The organism is Lysinibacillus sp. GJ-1, assembly GCF_021166035.1.
Taxonomy (GTDB): domain Bacteria; phylum Bacillota; class Bacilli; order Bacillales_A; family Planococcaceae; genus Lysinibacillus; species Lysinibacillus sphaericus.
The window spans coordinates 795482-813834 of the sequence record NZ_CP088912.1 but is presented as its reverse complement, the minus strand read 5'-3'; the positions used below and the strand labels follow the sequence as shown (position 1 = coordinate 813834).

Annotated in this window: 15 protein-coding genes; 2 read left to right on the top strand and 13 right to left on the bottom strand. The window is 37.9% G+C overall.

The window, feature by feature from the left end:
- Positions 1–170: 170 nt before the first annotated feature.
- Positions 171–1007 carry an alpha/beta fold hydrolase gene (locus LO754_RS03725; RefSeq protein ID WP_231785640.1) on the top strand — a complete coding sequence of 279 codons (837 nt, stop codon included), beginning with the start codon at positions 171–173 and terminating at the stop codon, positions 1005–1007.
- Positions 1008–1116: 109 nt separating this feature from the next.
- On the opposite strand, the gene LO754_RS03720 is transcribed toward LO754_RS03725, so the two are convergent.
- The 9 genes from LO754_RS03720 to LO754_RS03680 form a co-directional block, all read right to left on the bottom strand.
- On the bottom strand, positions 1117–1356 hold the full coding sequence (locus LO754_RS03720; RefSeq protein ID WP_024362241.1) for a hypothetical protein: 240 nt from the start codon (positions 1354–1356) through the stop codon (positions 1117–1119).
- A gap of 109 nt (positions 1357–1465) precedes the next feature.
- Positions 1466–2233: a 2,4-dienoyl-CoA reductase gene (gene fadH, locus LO754_RS03715; protein ID WP_025218714.1), complete on the bottom strand. Its 768-nt coding sequence runs from the start codon at positions 2231–2233 to the stop codon at positions 1466–1468.
- Between the two features lie 268 nt (positions 2234–2501).
- Entirely contained in the window at positions 2502–2906 is a 405-nt protein-coding gene (locus LO754_RS03710) for a DUF1700 domain-containing protein (RefSeq protein WP_024362243.1), read from the bottom strand.
- A 2-nt stretch (positions 2907–2908) separates the two neighbouring features.
- Positions 2909–3277: a PadR family transcriptional regulator gene (locus LO754_RS03705; RefSeq protein WP_051147720.1), complete on the bottom strand. Its 369-nt coding sequence runs from the start codon at positions 3275–3277 to the stop codon at positions 2909–2911.
- 192 nt (positions 3278–3469) lie between these two features.
- Positions 3470–4654 carry an iron-containing alcohol dehydrogenase gene (locus LO754_RS03700; protein ID WP_024362245.1) on the bottom strand — a complete coding sequence of 395 codons (1185 nt, stop codon included), beginning with the start codon at positions 4652–4654 and terminating at the stop codon, positions 3470–3472.
- A 17-nt stretch (positions 4655–4671) separates the two neighbouring features.
- Positions 4672–5433, bottom strand: a complete 762-nt coding sequence (locus LO754_RS03695; RefSeq protein WP_038509450.1) for a 3-hydroxybutyrate dehydrogenase — start codon at positions 5431–5433, stop codon at positions 4672–4674.
- A 15-nt stretch (positions 5434–5448) separates the two neighbouring features.
- Complete coding sequence (locus tag LO754_RS03690; protein WP_231785639.1) at positions 5449–6765, bottom strand: GntP family permease; 1317 nt, start codon at positions 6763–6765, stop codon at positions 5449–5451.
- Between the two features lie 253 nt (positions 6766–7018).
- Positions 7019–8536, bottom strand: a complete 1518-nt coding sequence (locus tag LO754_RS03685; RefSeq protein ID WP_231785638.1) for a CoA-acylating methylmalonate-semialdehyde dehydrogenase — start codon at positions 8534–8536, stop codon at positions 7019–7021.
- 15 nt (positions 8537–8551) lie between these two features.
- A complete protein-coding gene (locus tag LO754_RS03680) occupies positions 8552–9445 on the bottom strand; it encodes an NAD(P)-dependent oxidoreductase (RefSeq protein ID WP_231785637.1) in 894 nt (297 codons plus the stop codon).
- A 235-nt stretch (positions 9446–9680) separates the two neighbouring features.
- Here LO754_RS03680 and LO754_RS03675 point away from each other — a divergent pair, with 235 nt between their 5' ends.
- The gene (locus tag LO754_RS03675; protein WP_024362250.1) at positions 9681–10286 is read left to right on the top strand and encodes a TetR/AcrR family transcriptional regulator; all 606 of its coding nucleotides are present in this window, start codon (positions 9681–9683) and stop codon (positions 10284–10286) included.
- A gap of 1187 nt (positions 10287–11473) precedes the next feature.
- On the opposite strand, the gene LO754_RS03670 is transcribed toward LO754_RS03675, so the two are convergent.
- The 4 genes from LO754_RS03670 to LO754_RS03655 form a co-directional block, all read right to left on the bottom strand.
- The gene (locus tag LO754_RS03670; RefSeq protein ID WP_231785636.1) at positions 11474–13486 is read right to left on the bottom strand and encodes an EAL domain-containing protein; all 2013 of its coding nucleotides are present in this window, start codon (positions 13484–13486) and stop codon (positions 11474–11476) included.
- A gap of 53 nt (positions 13487–13539) precedes the next feature.
- Positions 13540–15696: an RNA degradosome polyphosphate kinase gene (locus LO754_RS03665; protein WP_024362253.1), complete on the bottom strand. Its 2157-nt coding sequence runs from the start codon at positions 15694–15696 to the stop codon at positions 13540–13542.
- Positions 15662–17239 (bottom strand): Ppx/GppA phosphatase family protein, encoded by a 1578-nt coding sequence (locus LO754_RS03660; RefSeq protein WP_231785635.1) that lies wholly within the window; start codon positions 17237–17239, stop codon positions 15662–15664. Before LO754_RS03660 ends, LO754_RS03665 begins: the two co-directional genes overlap by 35 nt.
- 167 nt (positions 17240–17406) lie before the next feature.
- Positions 17407–18309 (bottom strand): chemotaxis protein, encoded by a 903-nt coding sequence (locus LO754_RS03655; RefSeq protein WP_024362255.1) that lies wholly within the window; start codon positions 18307–18309, stop codon positions 17407–17409.
- Positions 18310–18353: the final 44 nt, after the last annotated feature.

Genomic DNA, 18353 nt, shown 5'->3' with positions numbered 1-18353 from the left:
TGTATATTATGGATATTTCTGTTTTAGACAATATGAAATATCAATTTATTTTCCCCGTTTTTCTAAAGTTAATGCAAAAGACCGACTATAAAATCTTTGCACAGTTGTAAAAACTAATTTTTTACATTTTTGTATTGCTATAATGAAATAAAAAACATTGGAGGTATTTTATGTGGACGCAAAATATGGTTGAAACTCCTCGCGGAAACTTCGAGTATTTTAAAATGGGAAAAGGTGAGCCACTCTGTATAACACATCAATATACAGCGTTTAATAGTAATGGCAATATTTTCGCTGCACCTTTTACTACACACTATACAGTCTATTTAATAAACTTAAGGGGCTGTGGAAACTCAAGTGATTCAACAGTACACGATGATTTCAGTTTTAAAAATAGTGTCCAAGATTTAGAAGCTATTAGAAGTGCATTAGGCTTTGCACAATGGAGTTTTGCTGGACACTCTACAGGTGGCATGCTGGGGTTAAATTATGCATTGATGCATCCTAATTCTTTGAAAAAAATAATAATAGGTGGTTTATCCGCATCTCCGCATTATATGTCGCATCCTGATAGCATTTACTGTAAAAGTAATCCGAATAATTCGAGGCTATTAGAAATTTTAAAACTGCTTAAAGATCCGACAAAAAGTCTTGAAGAAAGAAGAGCTTTAAATAAAGAATGGAACCTCATGTCCATTTATAAAAAAGAACACTATGACAAAATCATGGCAAGACCTAATAGCGGAAAGGTAGTAAACAAAAGATTAGATTACTTTATATCTACTGAACTAAAGAACTTTGATCTCACTGAAAGTTTAAAAACAATAAAATTGCCTACTTATATTTATTGTGGCAAATATGACACGCAATGCCCTTTAGTTTTTTCTGAAGAAATTGCCTCTCGTATACCAAATGCTTACTTAACAATCTTTGAAGAAAGTAGTCATAATCCCTTCGTCGAGGAAGAAGGAGTATTTAATAGCTTTGTAAAAACGACAACACAATAACAAAAAATTTTCTTATAATATTTAAAGTTTGTGGGAACATAATCTTTACAAATGTCAAAACGAAGTATCACATAAACCAAGGCAAATGTGATACTTCGTTGAAATCTGATTAATACCCTGTCTTAGTCCAGTAGTAAAAAATCATTATTCCTAAAAAAAGTAAAAAGATGATGTACACCCAAACAATTGGATTTAGCATCGTTGCATATTCTTCGACTGTTTCTGAAATCGGTGTATCCTTTTCTGATTTCCGCTCTGACGTCATTTTGGCAATTTTCATAGTCGAAACAAATGAAATAACCGAAATGATTGTGATTGCAATAAGAGACGGTATCAACCACATACTCATAGGCAAAACTCCTTTCTTTGCCCTTAGTATGTATCAACACCGCTCCTCATTATGCAATGAATTTCAACAAGGAAAAAGTCACTTAACTACATTGACAGCCTAGATAATGCTAAAAAGGATACTGATTTAACCACTGTCCTCCATCTAAAGTGACACATTCACCATTCATATAGCTGGCTTTATCCGACATCATAAAAGTTGCTAAATCCGCTATTTCTTCTGGTGTACCGATGCGTCCAAGTGGTACAGCATCAAGTGTACGAGCTGCTGCTGCTTCTGATTCCCAAAGTTTTGCTGCTCCACCCGTTCGTTCAATTGGCCCTGGCGCAATGGCATTGACACGTATACCATAACGTTTGCCCCATTCAACAGCTAACGTTCTTGTCATTGATAATACACCAGCTTTTGCAGCCGCCGAATGTATTACACCAGCACCTGCATTCCAAGCATAGGTCGCCACCATATTAATAATCGATCCGTTAATTTTTTGGTCAATCCAATATTTACCGACAGCAGAAGAACAATAAAACGTACCATTTAAAACGATATCCACAACTGCTTTCCAACCATTTGGCGACAAATCTTCTGCACGCACAATAAAATTACCAGCAGCATTATTGACAAGTCCATCCACTCGACCAAATTTTTCAACTGCAAACGCCACCATTGCCTGCGCCTGTTCTGGTATACGAACATCCATCTGGAATGTTTCGATTGTATTGCCTGCTGCTAATATAAACTCTTTTGCCTCCGCTAATCGCTCTTCGTTACGCCCTACAATTACAACGTTTGCTCCTTCAGCAACGAATTGCTTCGCCATATAAAGCCCCATACCACTTGAACCACCTGTAATAATAATCGTTTTCCCCTGCAACATCGTACTTCCCCCTTTAAGAAAAATGAATAACCATTCATTTTATTTTACTATATTTTCTCGTAAATGTCATATTAATTCTACTATTTGTGGATATCTGTATTTTTCAGAATATCAACCTATGAAAACAAAAAGACTAACTTGACGCTCTTGGTCATTTTAGTGTTATTATGATTTTTCCATGTAATCGAATCGTTCAAACAACAAACTCAAGACAAATAAAAACGAATTATTTAGCATTCCCCAATGTTAAATAATTCGTTTTTATTTATTAATTTCTGATTTCTTCATACTCAACAATTCCATTTGTGTCAGTAGGTTTATCTGATACATTTGCTATAAATACAGCAATCGCTAAAAAAACAGGGAAAATAATGACCACTACTAAAACAGACAATATAATCCATATCTTTTTGCTACTCTTTTGTTTGATAGGAGGCAGATTTTCAGCAGAAGGTGCACTATACAAGTATTGATACTCAGCTTTAATTTCCTTAGCTAATTCGTTAGGTAAAAGAAAGCTTTTTAATACCTCGTCCACTGATTTGCCATTCGTTACGGACTGCAATAAATGATCTTTTACTTCCATGACATGATTATCTCTATCCTTTTTTGGTAATGGCTCTAACTCCATTTCCAGTTGACGTATATAGTCATTTATCTTGTGATTATCCACGACTAATCCACCCCCTTAATTTCTTCAAAATAGTTTAATATTGTTTCTAACTCCTTCAGTCTATTTTCTACTAATGCTTTTCCTAAATCTGTAATACGGTAATACTTTCTAATTCTTCCTTCGTATTCTTCTGAAAATACATCCACATAATCATTCGCCGTCAATCGTTTTAATATTGGATAAATTGAACCATCTGAAATCGAAAAACACTTGCTCTCTTTCAATTCTTTCGTCAATTCATAGCCATACATCGTTTTTTTCTGTAGCATCATTAAAATAGCAATTTCAAATAAACCTTTAAGATATTGCGTATTATTATTTTTATTATCCATAAGGTAATTATATTTTATACAAGTATATGTGTCAATCATATATATAATCAACTGATACATATTAGAATTAGTTTATATTAAAGTATGGAACAGTGCCTAATAATGGCACAAGCATTAAGATGATGTCTTATTTTATGAAATTTCAACTCATTTTTATTTTTCAACAACATTATCTCAAATGAAAAGCGCCTTCCTCTTTTGCTTAATGGAAGGCACTCTGTCTCATACTATTTAAAACTCATAATGATAAGCAACCTTGTACAGCTCCATTAACTCATCCTGTGTTGGCACTTTAGGGTTATTGGCAGGACTACCACTTGCCATTGCATCGATTGCCATTTTCGGAATTGCCGCATAAAATGCATCCTCCTCAATACCCCATTGCTGTAAATTGCCAATATTCATCTTTTTACATAATTCTTTTATTGAGTCGATAGCTAAAGTCGCTAGTTCCTCTTGGGTACTATACTGTCCTTTTGCGTTGAAAAATTTTCCTATATCTGCTAGGCGCTCCACGCATGCATCCTTGGTAAATTCTAATACCGCTGGTAGTAACATCGCATTGGAAATACCATGAGGCACATGAAAAAGTGCACCGATAGGACGTGACATCCCATGTACTAAAGCAACTGATGCATTGGAAAACGACAGTCCTGCCTGCATTGAGCCTAAAGACATCGCCTCTCGCGCATCAATATCGTCCCCTTGCTCGTAGACCTTCAAAATATTATGAATAATTAAGTCCATTGCTGACAACGCAAGCACATTCGAATAAGGATGTGCTAAACGAGACAAATAACTTTCAATTGCGTGGCTTAATGCATCAATACCCGTCGCCGCTGTAATGGCTGGTGGAGAGGTTACCGTTAGCATCGGATCGACAATGGCAATTGGTGGCATAAAAGCTGGTTGTTTTATCATCATTTTCACATCATTCGTCGTGTTGGTAATCACTGTAGCATCTGTTGCTTCAGAGCCTGTGCCTGCTGTTGTTGGAACAGCTATATGCGGGATAGGTGATTGCTCGGCGATTTTCGCTAGTTTCATATAATCGCCGATATAACCACCATTTGTTGCTACAACTGCAATTGCTTTGGCTGTATCGATACAACTTCCACCCCCAACAGAAATGATAAGATCACACTGTTCTGTTTGCAAAATACTAAGACCTTGTGCTACATACGTATCCACTGGCTCAGTTGTTACACCTAAATATGAAACCGCTTCCAAACCATTCGCTGTTAATAATGCCTTACACTGATTAACAAACCCTAATCCATCCATGATAGGATCGCTAACGATAAGTGCCTTCGAACCTAGTTTTTTGGCATATACGCCTACTTCTTCAAATGCATCTTTTCCATAAACAATCGTCGCAGGAGAATTTACTGTGAAAGTTGTTTTTGTTTGTATCATAACGCATCGCTCCTCCATTATTGGGCAGTATAACCGCCATCTAATACAATCGCCTGACCTGTTAAACCTTTTGCCACATCACTTGCTAAATAAAGTGCAAGCCCTGTAATTTCTGAAACATCAAGCAAGCGCTTTTGCGGGACAAGTGGATATAGCACCTGCTCCAACACTTCTTCTACTTGAATCCCACGTGTCTTTGCTAAATCTGTAAATTGATTACGAACTAATGCTGTATCCACATATCCTGGACAGATGGCATTAACCGTAATACCGTCATTGGCTACTTCAAGTGCAGCGACTTTTGTTAATCCTATTAAGCCATGCTTTGCTGCGTTATAACCCGCTTTACCAGCAAATCCAATAACACCGTTTATCGATGCCATATTTAGAATGCGACCAAATTTATTTTTCTTCATATGGGGTAAGGCATATTTCATCGTAATAAATGGCGCTACAAGCATTACTTTTTGCATTTGTTCAAAGATTTCTGTGGGGAAATCTTCGATGTAAGATACATGTTGAAATCCTGCGTTATTAATCAAAATATCAATGCTATTAAATTTACTAACTGTGAAAGCAATCGCCTCACTAATAGCTTGTTCATCCGTGACATCACATGTATAGGCTGTTAAGTGTGGATTTTGTGCTACCACCTCAGCTAATCGTTGCTCATTTATATCTGAAATAACAACATTCGCTCCTTGTTCAGCAAATGCTTGAGCAATAGATAGGCCAATTCCACGAGCAGAGCCCGTTATAAATACTGTTTTACCTTCCATCAATTGCTATCCCTCCTACATTCCAAGTGAGAATAATACGATTGCCACGATAGTCCCAATAATTGGTATAACAACGGTTAAAGCACCGAAAGGCAAATAGGCATCCTTATGTTTTTCATTACATACAGAATTGATTGTCGTCACTACATAACCACCATGTGGTAATGAATCGAGCGAGCCAGATGCAATGGCTATTGTGCGGTGTAATGCTTCCGTATTAACGCCCATATCAATATAGTGAGGAGCTAATAGTGGCATTGCAATTGTTTGACCACCTGAAGCTGAACCTGTTAAACCGGCTATTACTGCGATTGCAACAGCTCCCCCTATAAGTGGATTGCCAGGGATATTTGTCATCACATCGACAGTTGCTACAAATGATGGTGTAGCTTTTACAACGCCCCCAAAGCCTACAACTGCTGCTGTATTTGCAATAGCTACAACAGCGCCCATTGCACCTGCGGCTAACGTTGCACTAACTGATTTTGCATATTTATAGCTTACTAAATACGCCATAATACAACCGCTCGTTAATGCAACAATTAGAGCTGATGTGCCAAGAGAGTCATGGAAGATAAACGAAATCAATAAAACGACTACTAATGGTACTAAACTTAAGATTGGACTAGGTAATTTACGCGTTTCGTCAACGACAGGATCTGTTGAACGTTCGATAAATACCTCCCCTTTTTTCACTGCCCGTTTAATCATCCAATTCAACCATAGTGCTCCACCGATCGCCATAAATAATGCAACGACAATACTCACCTGCCAACCTGCATATGGCGTTGTTCCTAAATAGGGAATCGGAATCCAGTTTTGGATTTCTGGTGAGCCTGCTGACGTCATTGTAAACGTTACAGAACCTAAACCAAGTGCCGCAGGAATAAAGCGTCTTGGAAGATTCGCCTGTTTAAATAAACTAATCGCCATCGGATAAACAGAGAAGGCTACGATAAATACTGAGACACCACCATATGTTAGTACAGCTGCTGCCAGTACTACGGCATATGTAGCATACTTCACCCCAATTTTTTCAACAATCCATTTTGAAACACTATCAGCAGCACCTGTATCTTCCATTACCTTGCCAAAAATGGCACCTGCCATGAACATTAAATACCAAGAACCAACGAAGCCCGTAAATCCATCCATATAACTTGTTAAGAAATTAGCTTGATTGTCATTTGCAGTTTGTGGGAAGAAAGCAAGACCATTTGTTAAAGCTGCAATTAAAGCAGTTAATGGTGCTGAAATTAGTAAATTGACACCCCTCATTGTTAAATAGACTAGTAGTACTAAACTTCCAAAAAGCCCAATATACGCTAACATCCACATCCCACCTATCTTTTAGAAAGTGCTATAGAGTTACATCTTATATTGCTATATGGTGTGCCTGTATACCTTCATTTCTATCGTTTCTGCGCTTAGTCACTTGACTTCCATTACTTCTTAAAACGTTCTGTACACACAGCAGTGTAAACAATATGTTAGGCTACAGACGGACACTATCTGCTAGCTAGCACCGATTACTTTTTTAGCGTCCGCCTGCGGTCTTTAACATACGTTAAGGCTCTCTATGTCATTAATCATTATTACTTGGAAATGCAAATGTAGATGCTGTTTCAGTATTCGTCACCCAACGCTCTGATATTGTTTTTGTTTTCGTAAAGAAACGTGCCTGATCTGGGCCTAACATATGCCCTTCTCCAAATCGAGAGCCTTTAAATCCTGCAAAGTTATGGTAACCAACTGGAATAGGAATTGGTACATTCACCCCTACCATCCCCACATCAATTTCTGTAGTAAATTTACGTGCTGCAAGTCCATCATTGGTAAAAATTGTAACACCATTACCAAGCTCATGCTCGTTAATTAGCTGTATTGCCTCCTCTAACGAATCAACACGCACTACATTGCGAGCAGGACCAAATACTTCTTGCTCATAAATTTCCATTCCTGGTGTTACATGATCTAATAATGTTGGACCGACAAAGAAGCCTTTTGATTCGTTTACAATCGCTAGCTCACGTCCATCACAAACAACAGTCGCCCCTTCTGCTTCTCCTTTATGAATTGCAGCAAGAATCGCTTCTTTTGATTGCTGTGAAATAACCGGGCCAAAATCAGTATCTTTCTCCGTATAAGACCCTACTTTTAATGCTGCAATTTTTTCTTTTAAGATGGCTACTAAACGATCTGCGGTTTCTTCGCCCACTGGCATGATTGTTGAAATGGTACCATACAACGCTGAGAAGCTGCTCCATATAGCTCCAATAAATGCATTTGCCACTTGCTCAAGGTCTGCATCAGGCATTACGACCATATTATTTTTACCACCACCTAAAGCAGTGACACGTTTCCCATATTTTGAGCCAGTTTCATAAATATATTTAGCAACAGGCGTAGAACCTACAAATGAAATCGCTTGCACAATTGGGTTTTCTAATAGCTCATTAACCGCATCTTTATCGCCATTTACGACTGTCCAAATGCCATCTGGTAAACCAGCTTTTTTCCATAACTCACTTACATATAACGCGGTCATTGGTACTCTCTCTGAAGCCTTTAAAACAACTGCGTTCCCTACAGCAATCGCCATACTTGTTTGCGCTAATGGCACCATAATAGGGAAGTTAAATGGCGAAATTGCCGCTACCACACCTAGAGGATATTTAGCAGAGTAGGCATTAATTTGACCACCAACATTTACAGAGTATTCGCCCTTTACTAAATGAGGAGCCCCAATTGCTAAATCGACGGATTCTAAGCCTCGTGTAATTTCACCTCTCGCATCATCAATCGTTTTACCACTTTCCGTACAAATAATTTGTAATAATTCTTCCATATTATCTGTCACTAGATTGCGAAATTTTAATACTACCTCTGCACGTTTAGCTACTGACGTATCACGCCATTTTGGAAAGGCGGCCTGTGCTTTGACAATTGCCTCACGTGTCTCTTCTACTGTTGCTAGCGGTACTTTTGCAATAACATCACCTGTTGTAGGATTATAAACTGAACCGTAACGACCACTTTTTCCCTCAATCATTTCCCCACCAATAAAATGTGTTAATGTTTTTACTTGTTGTGCTGTTGTCATAACTGTTTTCCTCCTTTAATTTTGTTTCATCATGCACTTTTCTTTGAGACTTAAATAAGCAGCAGACATGTCGTTTTCACCAAAGCCTTCTGCTGATATATCATTGTACAGATTGACCAGTTGTTCACCAATTAGAAGGGGCACACCTGCTTCATCAGCCATATTTTTTGCCAATCTTAAATCTTTTAGTAATAGATTCGTAGAAAAGCCAGGTTCATAATTTTCATTTTTCATGTATTCTAAATAATTACGCTCATAAATCCGACTTTGACCATAACTATTACTTAATACTTCATAGAGCGTATCTGCTGCCACTCCCATACTTTCTCCAAGTACAATCGTTTCTGCAACAGCTTGCGTATAAAAGCCAATCATTAAATTGTTGAGTAATTTAATACGTGTCCCTACACTCGGGGATGTGCCAAGATGGAAAATATTTTTTCCTACTATTTCGAAAATTCCAACGCCACTTTGGTAATCCTTTTCTTCTCCACCTATCATAATTGTTAACGTGGCATTGATAGCACCAATAACACCTCCACTTACCGGAGCTCCTAAATAACGTAACCCTAATGATTGCGCCTTTTTATGTAACGAATCATTTAATTCAGGATTTACAGTGCTAAAGTCTATTAGTAAACTTCCTTGCTTAGCATGTTGCAAAATCCCATCTTCTGATGTGTAGACATGTTCAACAACTTGTGGTGTTGGCAAGCTGGTCATAATTACTTCGCTTTGCTTTACAACGGCTTGCGATGTTGCTAAACCAATACCACCTTCTGCAATGAATTGCTCCATTGCTTTCGCATTCGTGTCAAAGCCATACACTTCATAACCTGCACGAAGTAAATTAATGGACATTGGTAACCCCATATTGCCTAAGCCGATAAAACCTAACTTGTCTTTCATTTGAGCTCCCCCATTTCCCATGAATTGCGTAAATAAGCTAACTGATCCACTAGCCAACTTTACGTTTTTATCGTAACATTAATAACGAGATACTCTTAATGACCGCGGTCACTGACTGTGGTCATTTAAATAATAAACAAACATAATATCACTCGTCAATCAAAAAATTTTCTATTTTCTGAATAAATATTGCAATTATTATTATAGGATATTTTAATTACGGAGGCAGATGGGCATGAATTCGTTAACTACTCGCCAAAAAAAGGCATTAGAAACTCGAGAAAAATTACTGAAAACTTCTTTAGATTTATTTAATAAACATGGATTTGAACATGTATCTGTTGAACAAATTACGAAAGCATGTAAAGTCTCCAAGGGCACTTTCTATACCCATTTCCCATCCAAATACGATGTTATTTTGGAAAAATTTGAGGAGCTTGATAGCTTTTACAGTACTGTCGAAAAAAATATTGATCAATCATTGTCAGCAAGTGAGAAAATTCTTTTGCTTTATAAGGAGCAAATGTTGTATTTAACAAACGTGGTTGGCAAAGATTTATTGAGAACAGTGTATACGGCTGCCATGACGAATCAAGTAGAACAAAATCATTATTTAATTAGTCCTCAGCGCAAAATCTTTCAAATTATTAACACTTATATTGAAGAGGGTATTCAACAAGGAGAGTTTGTTAACGATTTACAAGCGGTACAAATGCAACAAATTATACAGCGTTGCATGAGAGCCAATGTTTATGATTGGTTAATTCATAATGAGGAATTTGATTTAGTTGCACAGATGGCACATTTTACAGCAGTTGTTTTAAACGGATTAAAGAAATAAGTTACTTTGCTTAGAAAAGCAATAGTAAAGGCATCAAGAAAAAGATTTTCTTGATGCCTTTTGTCTGTTTCACTCCGTTTCGCGGGTATCACTCTGCTTCGCGGGTATTTCGCTCTGCTCCGCGGATATTTCACTTTGCTCCGCGGGTATTTCGCTCCGTTTCGCGGGTATCACTCTGCTTCGCGGATATTTCACTCCGTTTCGCGGGTATTTCACTCTGCTCCGCGGGTATTTCACTCTGCTTCGCGGATATTTCACTCCGTTTCGCGGGTATTTCACTTTGCTCCGCGGGTATTTCACCTTGCTCCGCGGGTATTTCACTCCGCTCCGCGGGTATCTCTCTGCTTCGCGGGTATTTCACTCCGTTTCGCGGGTATTTCACTCCGTTTCGCGGGTATTTCACTTTGCTCCGCGGGTATTTCACCTTGCTCCGCGGGTATTTCACTCCGCTCCGCGGGTATCTCTCTGCTTCGCGGGTATTTCACTCCGTTTCGCGGGTATTTCTCTCTACTCCGCGGGTATCTCTCTGCTTCGCGGGTATTCCACTTTGCTCCGCGGGTATTCCACTTTGCTCCGCGGGTATTTCACCTTGCTCCGCGGGTATTTCACTCTGCTTCGCGGGTATTTCACTTTGCTACGCGGGTATTTCACTCCGTTTCGCGGATATTTCGCTCTGCTTCGCGGGTATTTCACTTTGCTCCGCGGGTATTTCACTTTGCTCCGCGGATATTTCACTTTGCTCCGCGGGTATTTCGCTCTGCTTCGCGGGTATTTCGCTCTGCTCCCCGGGTATTTCACTTTGCTCCGCGGGTATTTCGCTCTGCTCCGCGGATATTTCACTCTGCTTCGCGGATATCACTCTGCTCCGAGGGTATCACTCTGCTTCGCGGATATTTCACTCCGTTTCGCGGGTATTTCGCTCTGCTCCGCGGGTATTCCACTCCGTTTCGCGGGTATCACTCTGCTTCGCGGGTATTTCACTCTGCTTCGCGGATATTTCACTTTGCTCCGCGGGTATTTCACTCCGTTTCGCGGGTATCACTCTGCTTCTCGGGTATCACTCTGCTTCGCGGATATTTCGCTCTGCTCTGCGGGTATTTCACTCTGCTACGCGGGTATTTCTCTCCACTCCGCTCAAGTATTTCTACCATGCAGATAAACGCTCATCTTCGCGATAACTTGCTTTATTATCCTACAAAATATTGGGCCACAATCGTTTCAACAGGTAATGGTTTATTATATAAGTACCCTTGTCCTTTTTGACAGCGATGACGCTTTAAAAACGCTACTTGTGATGGCTCCTCTATTCCTTCTGCAATTACTTCAAGCCCTAAATTATGAGACATCGAAATGATGGCTTTAATAATTGCCTCATTTTTATCATCCTTTTCGATATCCGCAATAAACGATTGGTCAATTTTAATGATATCGATTGGATAACGTTTCAAATAGCTAAGTGAAGAATAGCCCGTACCAAAATCATCCACCGACACATAAACACCTAGCTGCTTTAACTCCGTTAAAATTGAAAATGTTTCATGCACATTCGTCATGGAGCTTTCGGTAATTTCCACTTCAATTAAATGTGGCGCTACATTATATTTTTTCAACGTTGCTTTAATTTTACGAGCAAAATTTTCTTTTCTAAATTGTTTGGGCGATATATTGATGGCAATCCTGACTGGACGATAGCCCTTGGCACGCCATTCCTTTTGATAGCGACAAACTTCATTAATAATCCAATCACCAATTTCTACAATTAAGCCTGTTGCTTCAGCAATCGGTATAAACTGTGCAGGGGATACAAAGCCAAATTTCCGATTATTCCATCGTAATAACGCCTCAAAGCTATTAATGCTATTATCGTTTAAATTCATCTGTGGTTGTAGATGAATACTTAGTTCATTAAATTCAATGGCCCGTCTTAAATGTGCCTCCATCAATGCCTCATTTGGAAAAACATTTGTCATATCTTCACGATAATAGCGGTAATGTGAACGTCCGTGCTCTTTAGCAGAGAATAAAGCTTGATCGGCCTTTCGTACGAGAGTCTCCAAATCCTTACCATCTGCTGGGCTTAAAGAAATACCAATGGAAACACTAATAAAATACTCCTGATCATCAATCATAAATGGCTGTTTTAACGAATCTAAAATGGCATTCGCCAATTGCTCTATTTTGTCTATAGTGGCATCTTTTAAAATAAAAATAAATTCATCACTATTATAGCGATAGAGCGAGCATTGCGCGTAACAAAATTCACGAATCCTATGACAAAACATTCGCAAAAGTTCGTCACCCTTACTTTCACCAAGAGACTCATTAAATTTTTTAAAACGGTCAATATCGACTAAAAGAATGGTTGCTTGTTGATGTTCACTTTGCTTATCATTCAAATGTTGTAGCCAATGCTCTTTAATAGCTTTTCGATTCCAAATACCAGTCAATTCATCCGTTAAGGCTAAATAGTAAAAGGAATCATGATAACTCTTAAATAAGTTCGCGTCTCTAACGAAAAAATGTACCCCAATTATTTCACCATTAAAATATGTTGGATGTGTACGCAAATAAAATGGTTCATTACTTAGTAGGTTACCCTTAAATAAACATTTTGGCATATCCAATGTAGCGCCTTCAATCGTTTTAGCAAATAATAATTGGACTTCGTTTACATAGTTACACTCTAATAATGAAAAAATATCAAGTCCTATAAGGCTGTGATGTTCTCTCGACAATAAAGACGTAGCGGTAACATTTTGATGAACAATACGACCTTGTAAATCAGTCGTTAATATTGGACATACATGTTGTTCAACAAATTGCAAATATGGCTTCGTATCACGCTGTTCCTCACGTAAAATAACAGCTATTATAGATGGCTCTATTTGCTGTACACTTACGGCAAACGATTTTTGCATTTGCTCAGTCTCTGAATAAAGCGCAATCTTACGAGCAATGTTAAATTCCTGTTGTATTATCTTCCATAATTGTTGCCAACATTGCTTGTTAAAAAATTGCTTTGCTGTCGTTGCTTTCTCATCCTGCAACGCTATAGCTAATGGTAGTTTGTCGTTATAATAAACGATTTCAAAATCCCCATCATCAGCTTGTTTTAAGCATACTACTGCATCGAACGGATTAAGCAGTGCCAACTGTCGATAGTTTGTGAATTGCGCTACATTCTTTCTATATTTTTTCATTATATCCCTCTCTAGGTAGCGTGTTTACTCTAGTCGTCTAAGACGCTTATTATTTATTCCTCATCTAGCGTAGGCTTTAGAGCATCCTTTAAGAAAATTTCCTGACTATTAATAGGGTCTTCGCTGCGATCAAATTCTTTGTAATGATATTTCCCATTGGAATCTTGGATACGAGCCTTTGCTGTATCCTCAAGTTGTTTATTCATAATATCCATAATACGAGCTTTTGCTTCAATTGAATAGACAGGGAAAAGAATTTCAACGCGTTTAATCATATTCCGGGTCATCATATCTGCTGAGGATAAGTAAACCTTATTCTCACCATTATGATGGAACCAATAGATGCGTGAATGTTCAAGGAACCTGCCAACAATACTTGTAACGGTTATATTTTCGCTAATGCCTGGAATACCTGGGCGTATGCAGCAAATCCCCCGTATAATAAGCTCGACTTTTACACCAGCAATAGATGCTTCGTAAAGCTTCATCATTAAATCCTTATCCGTCAATGAATTCATTTTGGCACGAATAAATCCATTTCCGTATTTCTTATGACAGCTTATTTCCTCATCCATTAAACGAATAAATTCATCGCGAATATCAAATGGTGCAACGACTAAATGATTAAATGTAGGTTTTTCCGTATAGCCGCTTAAATAATTAAAAAAGTTCGTGGCATCAATTCCAAATTCCTTGTCTGATGTTATGATGCCCATATCTGTATAAATTTTTGCAGTTGCATCATTATAATTTCCTGTTCCAAGATGAACAAAACGTTCAATCTTGCCATTACGACGACTTACAACTAATGTTATTTTGGAATGCGTTTTTAAATTATTCATACCATAAATAACAAGACAGCCTGCTTGCTCTAGTTGTTTTGCCCAATGCACATTATTTTCTTCATCAAAACGTGCTTTTAACTCTACTAAAACAGTCACTTGTTTACCGTTTTCAGCTGCGAGTTTTAATGCTTGTATAATTGGAGAATTCCCACTAACTCGATATAGTGTTTGCTTGATTGCCAGTACATTCGGATTAACAGCAGCCTCTGAAATAAAGTCCACTATCGGTGCAAATGATTCATATGGATGATGGAAAAAAATGTCCTGTTGCAATGCTTTTTCAAAAATATTTTCATCTGACTGTAAATCTAAAGGTGGCTGTGGAATAAAGCTTTCATACTCTAAATGCTCCCGTCCAACAGCTATACCTTTTACAAATGAGAACATAAATGTTAAATCGAGTGGACCGTCAATATGAAAAACATCTGTCTCCTCGATTTCAAATTCTTCTAGTAAGTATGCAAGTACCTCATCATTCATTTCCCCTACACGTACTTCTAGGCGGCTGCCGACACCCCATTTACGTTTTTTAAGCTCTTTTTCAATTTCTACCAGTAAATCACGGGCACCTTCCTCATGAATCGTTAAATCTGCATTACGTGTTAGACGGAAAGCCTGTGCCGATTTCACACTGTAGCCATAGAAAAGCTTTTCGATATGAGCGACAATAACATCTTCAAGTAGAACAATCACTGTCTCACCCTCAGCAGAAGGCACTTTAATATAGCGATCCAAAACAGATGGTACTTGCACTATGGCAACCTTTTCACGGCTTTCTAAATCTGTCTCATCTTGTTCCAATAGGACAAGTATATTTAATGTTTTACCAAGCAAGGTTGGAAATGGTCGATAAGCATCTACTGCTACAGGTGTTAAAACTGGGAAAATGGTTTCAGCAAACATTTCATTGATAAACGCCTTTTGCGTACTATTTAAATCTTTCATGTCTGCAATATGTACATTGTGCTGTGGTAGTAAATCGTAGATTAAGTGACGATATACTTCTGTTTGTCTGCGCACTAAAGCTTGCGTACGTTCAGCAATTTTCGCTAATTGTTCTTTTGGTGTTAAGCCTGACTTATTCTCAGCCTTATGGAAGCCTGCACGCACTTGGTCCTGAAGTCCTGCCACACGCACCATGAAAAATTCATCTAAATTGGAGCTAAAAATCGCTAAAAACTTCAGGCGTTCTAGCAGAGGATTATTGATATCCTCTGCTTCTTCTAATACACGTTCATTAAACGCTAACCAGCTTAGTTCGCGGTTATTATAATATTGAGGTTTTGCTATTTCTTCTAGTAAACGGCTATGTGATTCTGAAAATTCTTCTTCATGTAATCGATTGTTTGTTACTTCTGTTGTCATCTTGGTTCCACCCTTCTTCAATGAAGTTTACTTTTATTGGTATCTTTAGAGCACGTTCTAGATGTTTCTTATGCCGATTTGCTTGATATTTTTCAGCAGCAGCATTTTTTTTGACGTATACGTTAAGCTGAACATAATTGTCTAAAGGTTGCATTTCAATCGCATGTACAATATTTCTTTTTGAAACATTTAATGCATAGACAAATTTTAACAACGTGCCGAATTCACGCATTTTGCGATACTCTTCACGACTCATCCATTCGGTAAAAGGAGCCGCAAATCGTTCAAAATAATCTTTATTTTTATATGAAGCTAAAAGTGCTAATTTTAGACGCTCTTTATGATTCAAACCATCAATTGATTGATTGGCAATTAAATAAAACGTATGTTGACTAGCGGAGCTTAACTCAATATATTCTCCAATATTAAAAATCTTTGCTGCCTTTCTTAGTAACTGCAAATCATTTTCATCAAATTGTAAATAATTCAAATGGCAACACGCACGATAAAGTTGATCTGCTAAATGCATTAAATAATCAACTTCTCCCTCTGAACGTCCATATTGTCGAGCTAATTTTCTAGCGTTTCCCTCAAAGACATTATATTTGTCAAAAGCATCTTCATCTTCTTGTAAAATACGATGGATAATCAGCCCTTCCCGTAAACCTTTTTTCGTTAACTGGAAGACCTCACTACCTACAATATCCATAAGTACGCGGAACACTTCTAATGCGGGTACAATAATATCAGCACGATCCGTTGATAACCCATCCAAATGTTTTAGTTCTTGAAAACTTAAATTTCCTAAAAACGCACCAAGCTGATCTAAATCTTCTTTAGATATTTCATAGCCATGCACACTCGCAATAGGATATTGCTGTCGTTGCTGATGAACTTGCGCGATATTTCTCGCACTGCCACCAATTGCAATAATCGGTAATCCCACTTGTTGAATCCAAGGTAGTGATTTGAACTGCTCCTTAACAAAAGCAACCAGTTCTTTCTTCTCACCACTATTCATAATGTCACCCTTTACGAAACGTTGCTTTAATGACACCGTTCCAAAAGGAAAACTAAATGATTCAACTAGTTCCTTATTTTTAAATAATGTTATTTCTGTACTTCCTCCCCCCATGTCAATCGTTACAGCAGACAGAGTACCGATTGAATGGGCTACAGCAACATAACCGAAATACGCCTCTTCCTCTTCAGACAAAAGCTCAATCTGTACGCCCGTTTTCTCCTTCATTAAAGCAATAATCTGGTCTCTATTCGTCGCTTGACGAATGGCGGCTGTTGCAGCTGCTTTCACATCGACAATTTCAAAATCATCAAGCATTGCTTTAAATGTTAACAACGTTTCTGTTAGTACTCGAATACCTTCTTCGGACATGGCTCCTGACGGTTGCAAATATGTTCGTAAACGCGCAACCGTTTTTATATTTCCCAGTTCTCGAAGACCTTCTTCATTATCATACTGATATAGTACCAATCGTATTGTATTCGAGCCGATATCAATAATGGCCGTTTTTAATTCATCCAAATAATTCACTTCCTTCACAGGACAATAGGTGGTGGTCTTTTTATTTTGTGTTAAAAGCATCCTCATTATACAAAAAAAGTCGGAACCAAAAAGGTATCCGACTTTCGTTTGTATTAATATTTCAGGATACCAATTATTAGTATTGTGAAGTTCCTTTTTCGCTAGCTTTATAAAATAAGTTGATCGACACGTAAAATTAGTTCGGCAATTTCAGGTTTACTAATTTGGTCCTCAGCACCTACTTGATCACCTTTATGGCGAAGATCATCAGTAATTAAACTAGAGAAAATAATGACCGGCAGCTTTTGTAAATCAGGATGCTCTTTAATTTTTCGTGTAAGATGGTGACCATCCATTTGTGGCATTTCAATATCTGTTACAACTAATTGAATGTGCTCTGTAACATTATTGCCACTTTTCGCTAATGAATCTAAATATTCATAAGCATCACGACCATTTTCAAAGAACTCTACATTCTCATAACCGGCTTCCTTCATCGTATCAAATAATAATTTACGTAATAATGGTGAATCTTCAGCAATTAAAATGCGTTTTTCAGAACGTTCACGTTTACCAAGCTTTTTCACGGATTCTACATTAATACCCGATTCAGGGTTAATATCAACCATGATTTTCTCAAAATCTAGCAATAAAATCATTTGCTCATTTTGCTTAATAACACCGATTACTTGTGAAGTCCCACCCTGATACATATCAGAAGGCTTTTCGATTTGATCCCATGAAATACGGTGAATTTGCGTCACATTATCGACATGGAAAACAACTCGTTGTTTATTAAACTCAGCAACAATATATTTTTGTTGCGGATTACGTTCTGTGCTTTGTATTCCTAGTACTCGTAGCATATCTACTACCGGTAATACCTCGCCTCTTAATTGAATAATTCCCTCTACATGCGGGTGCGCGTGTGGAATAAACGTTACTGGAATAGGTTGAATAATTTCTTTTACTTTAATAACATTAATACCAAATTTATTGTTAGCTACTTCAAATTCAACGATTTCTAGCTCATTTGTGCCACTTTCTAATAATATGCCCTTATGTTCCAAAGCAACCCCGCTCCTTTCTATTTCAACATCAATTTATAATTCAA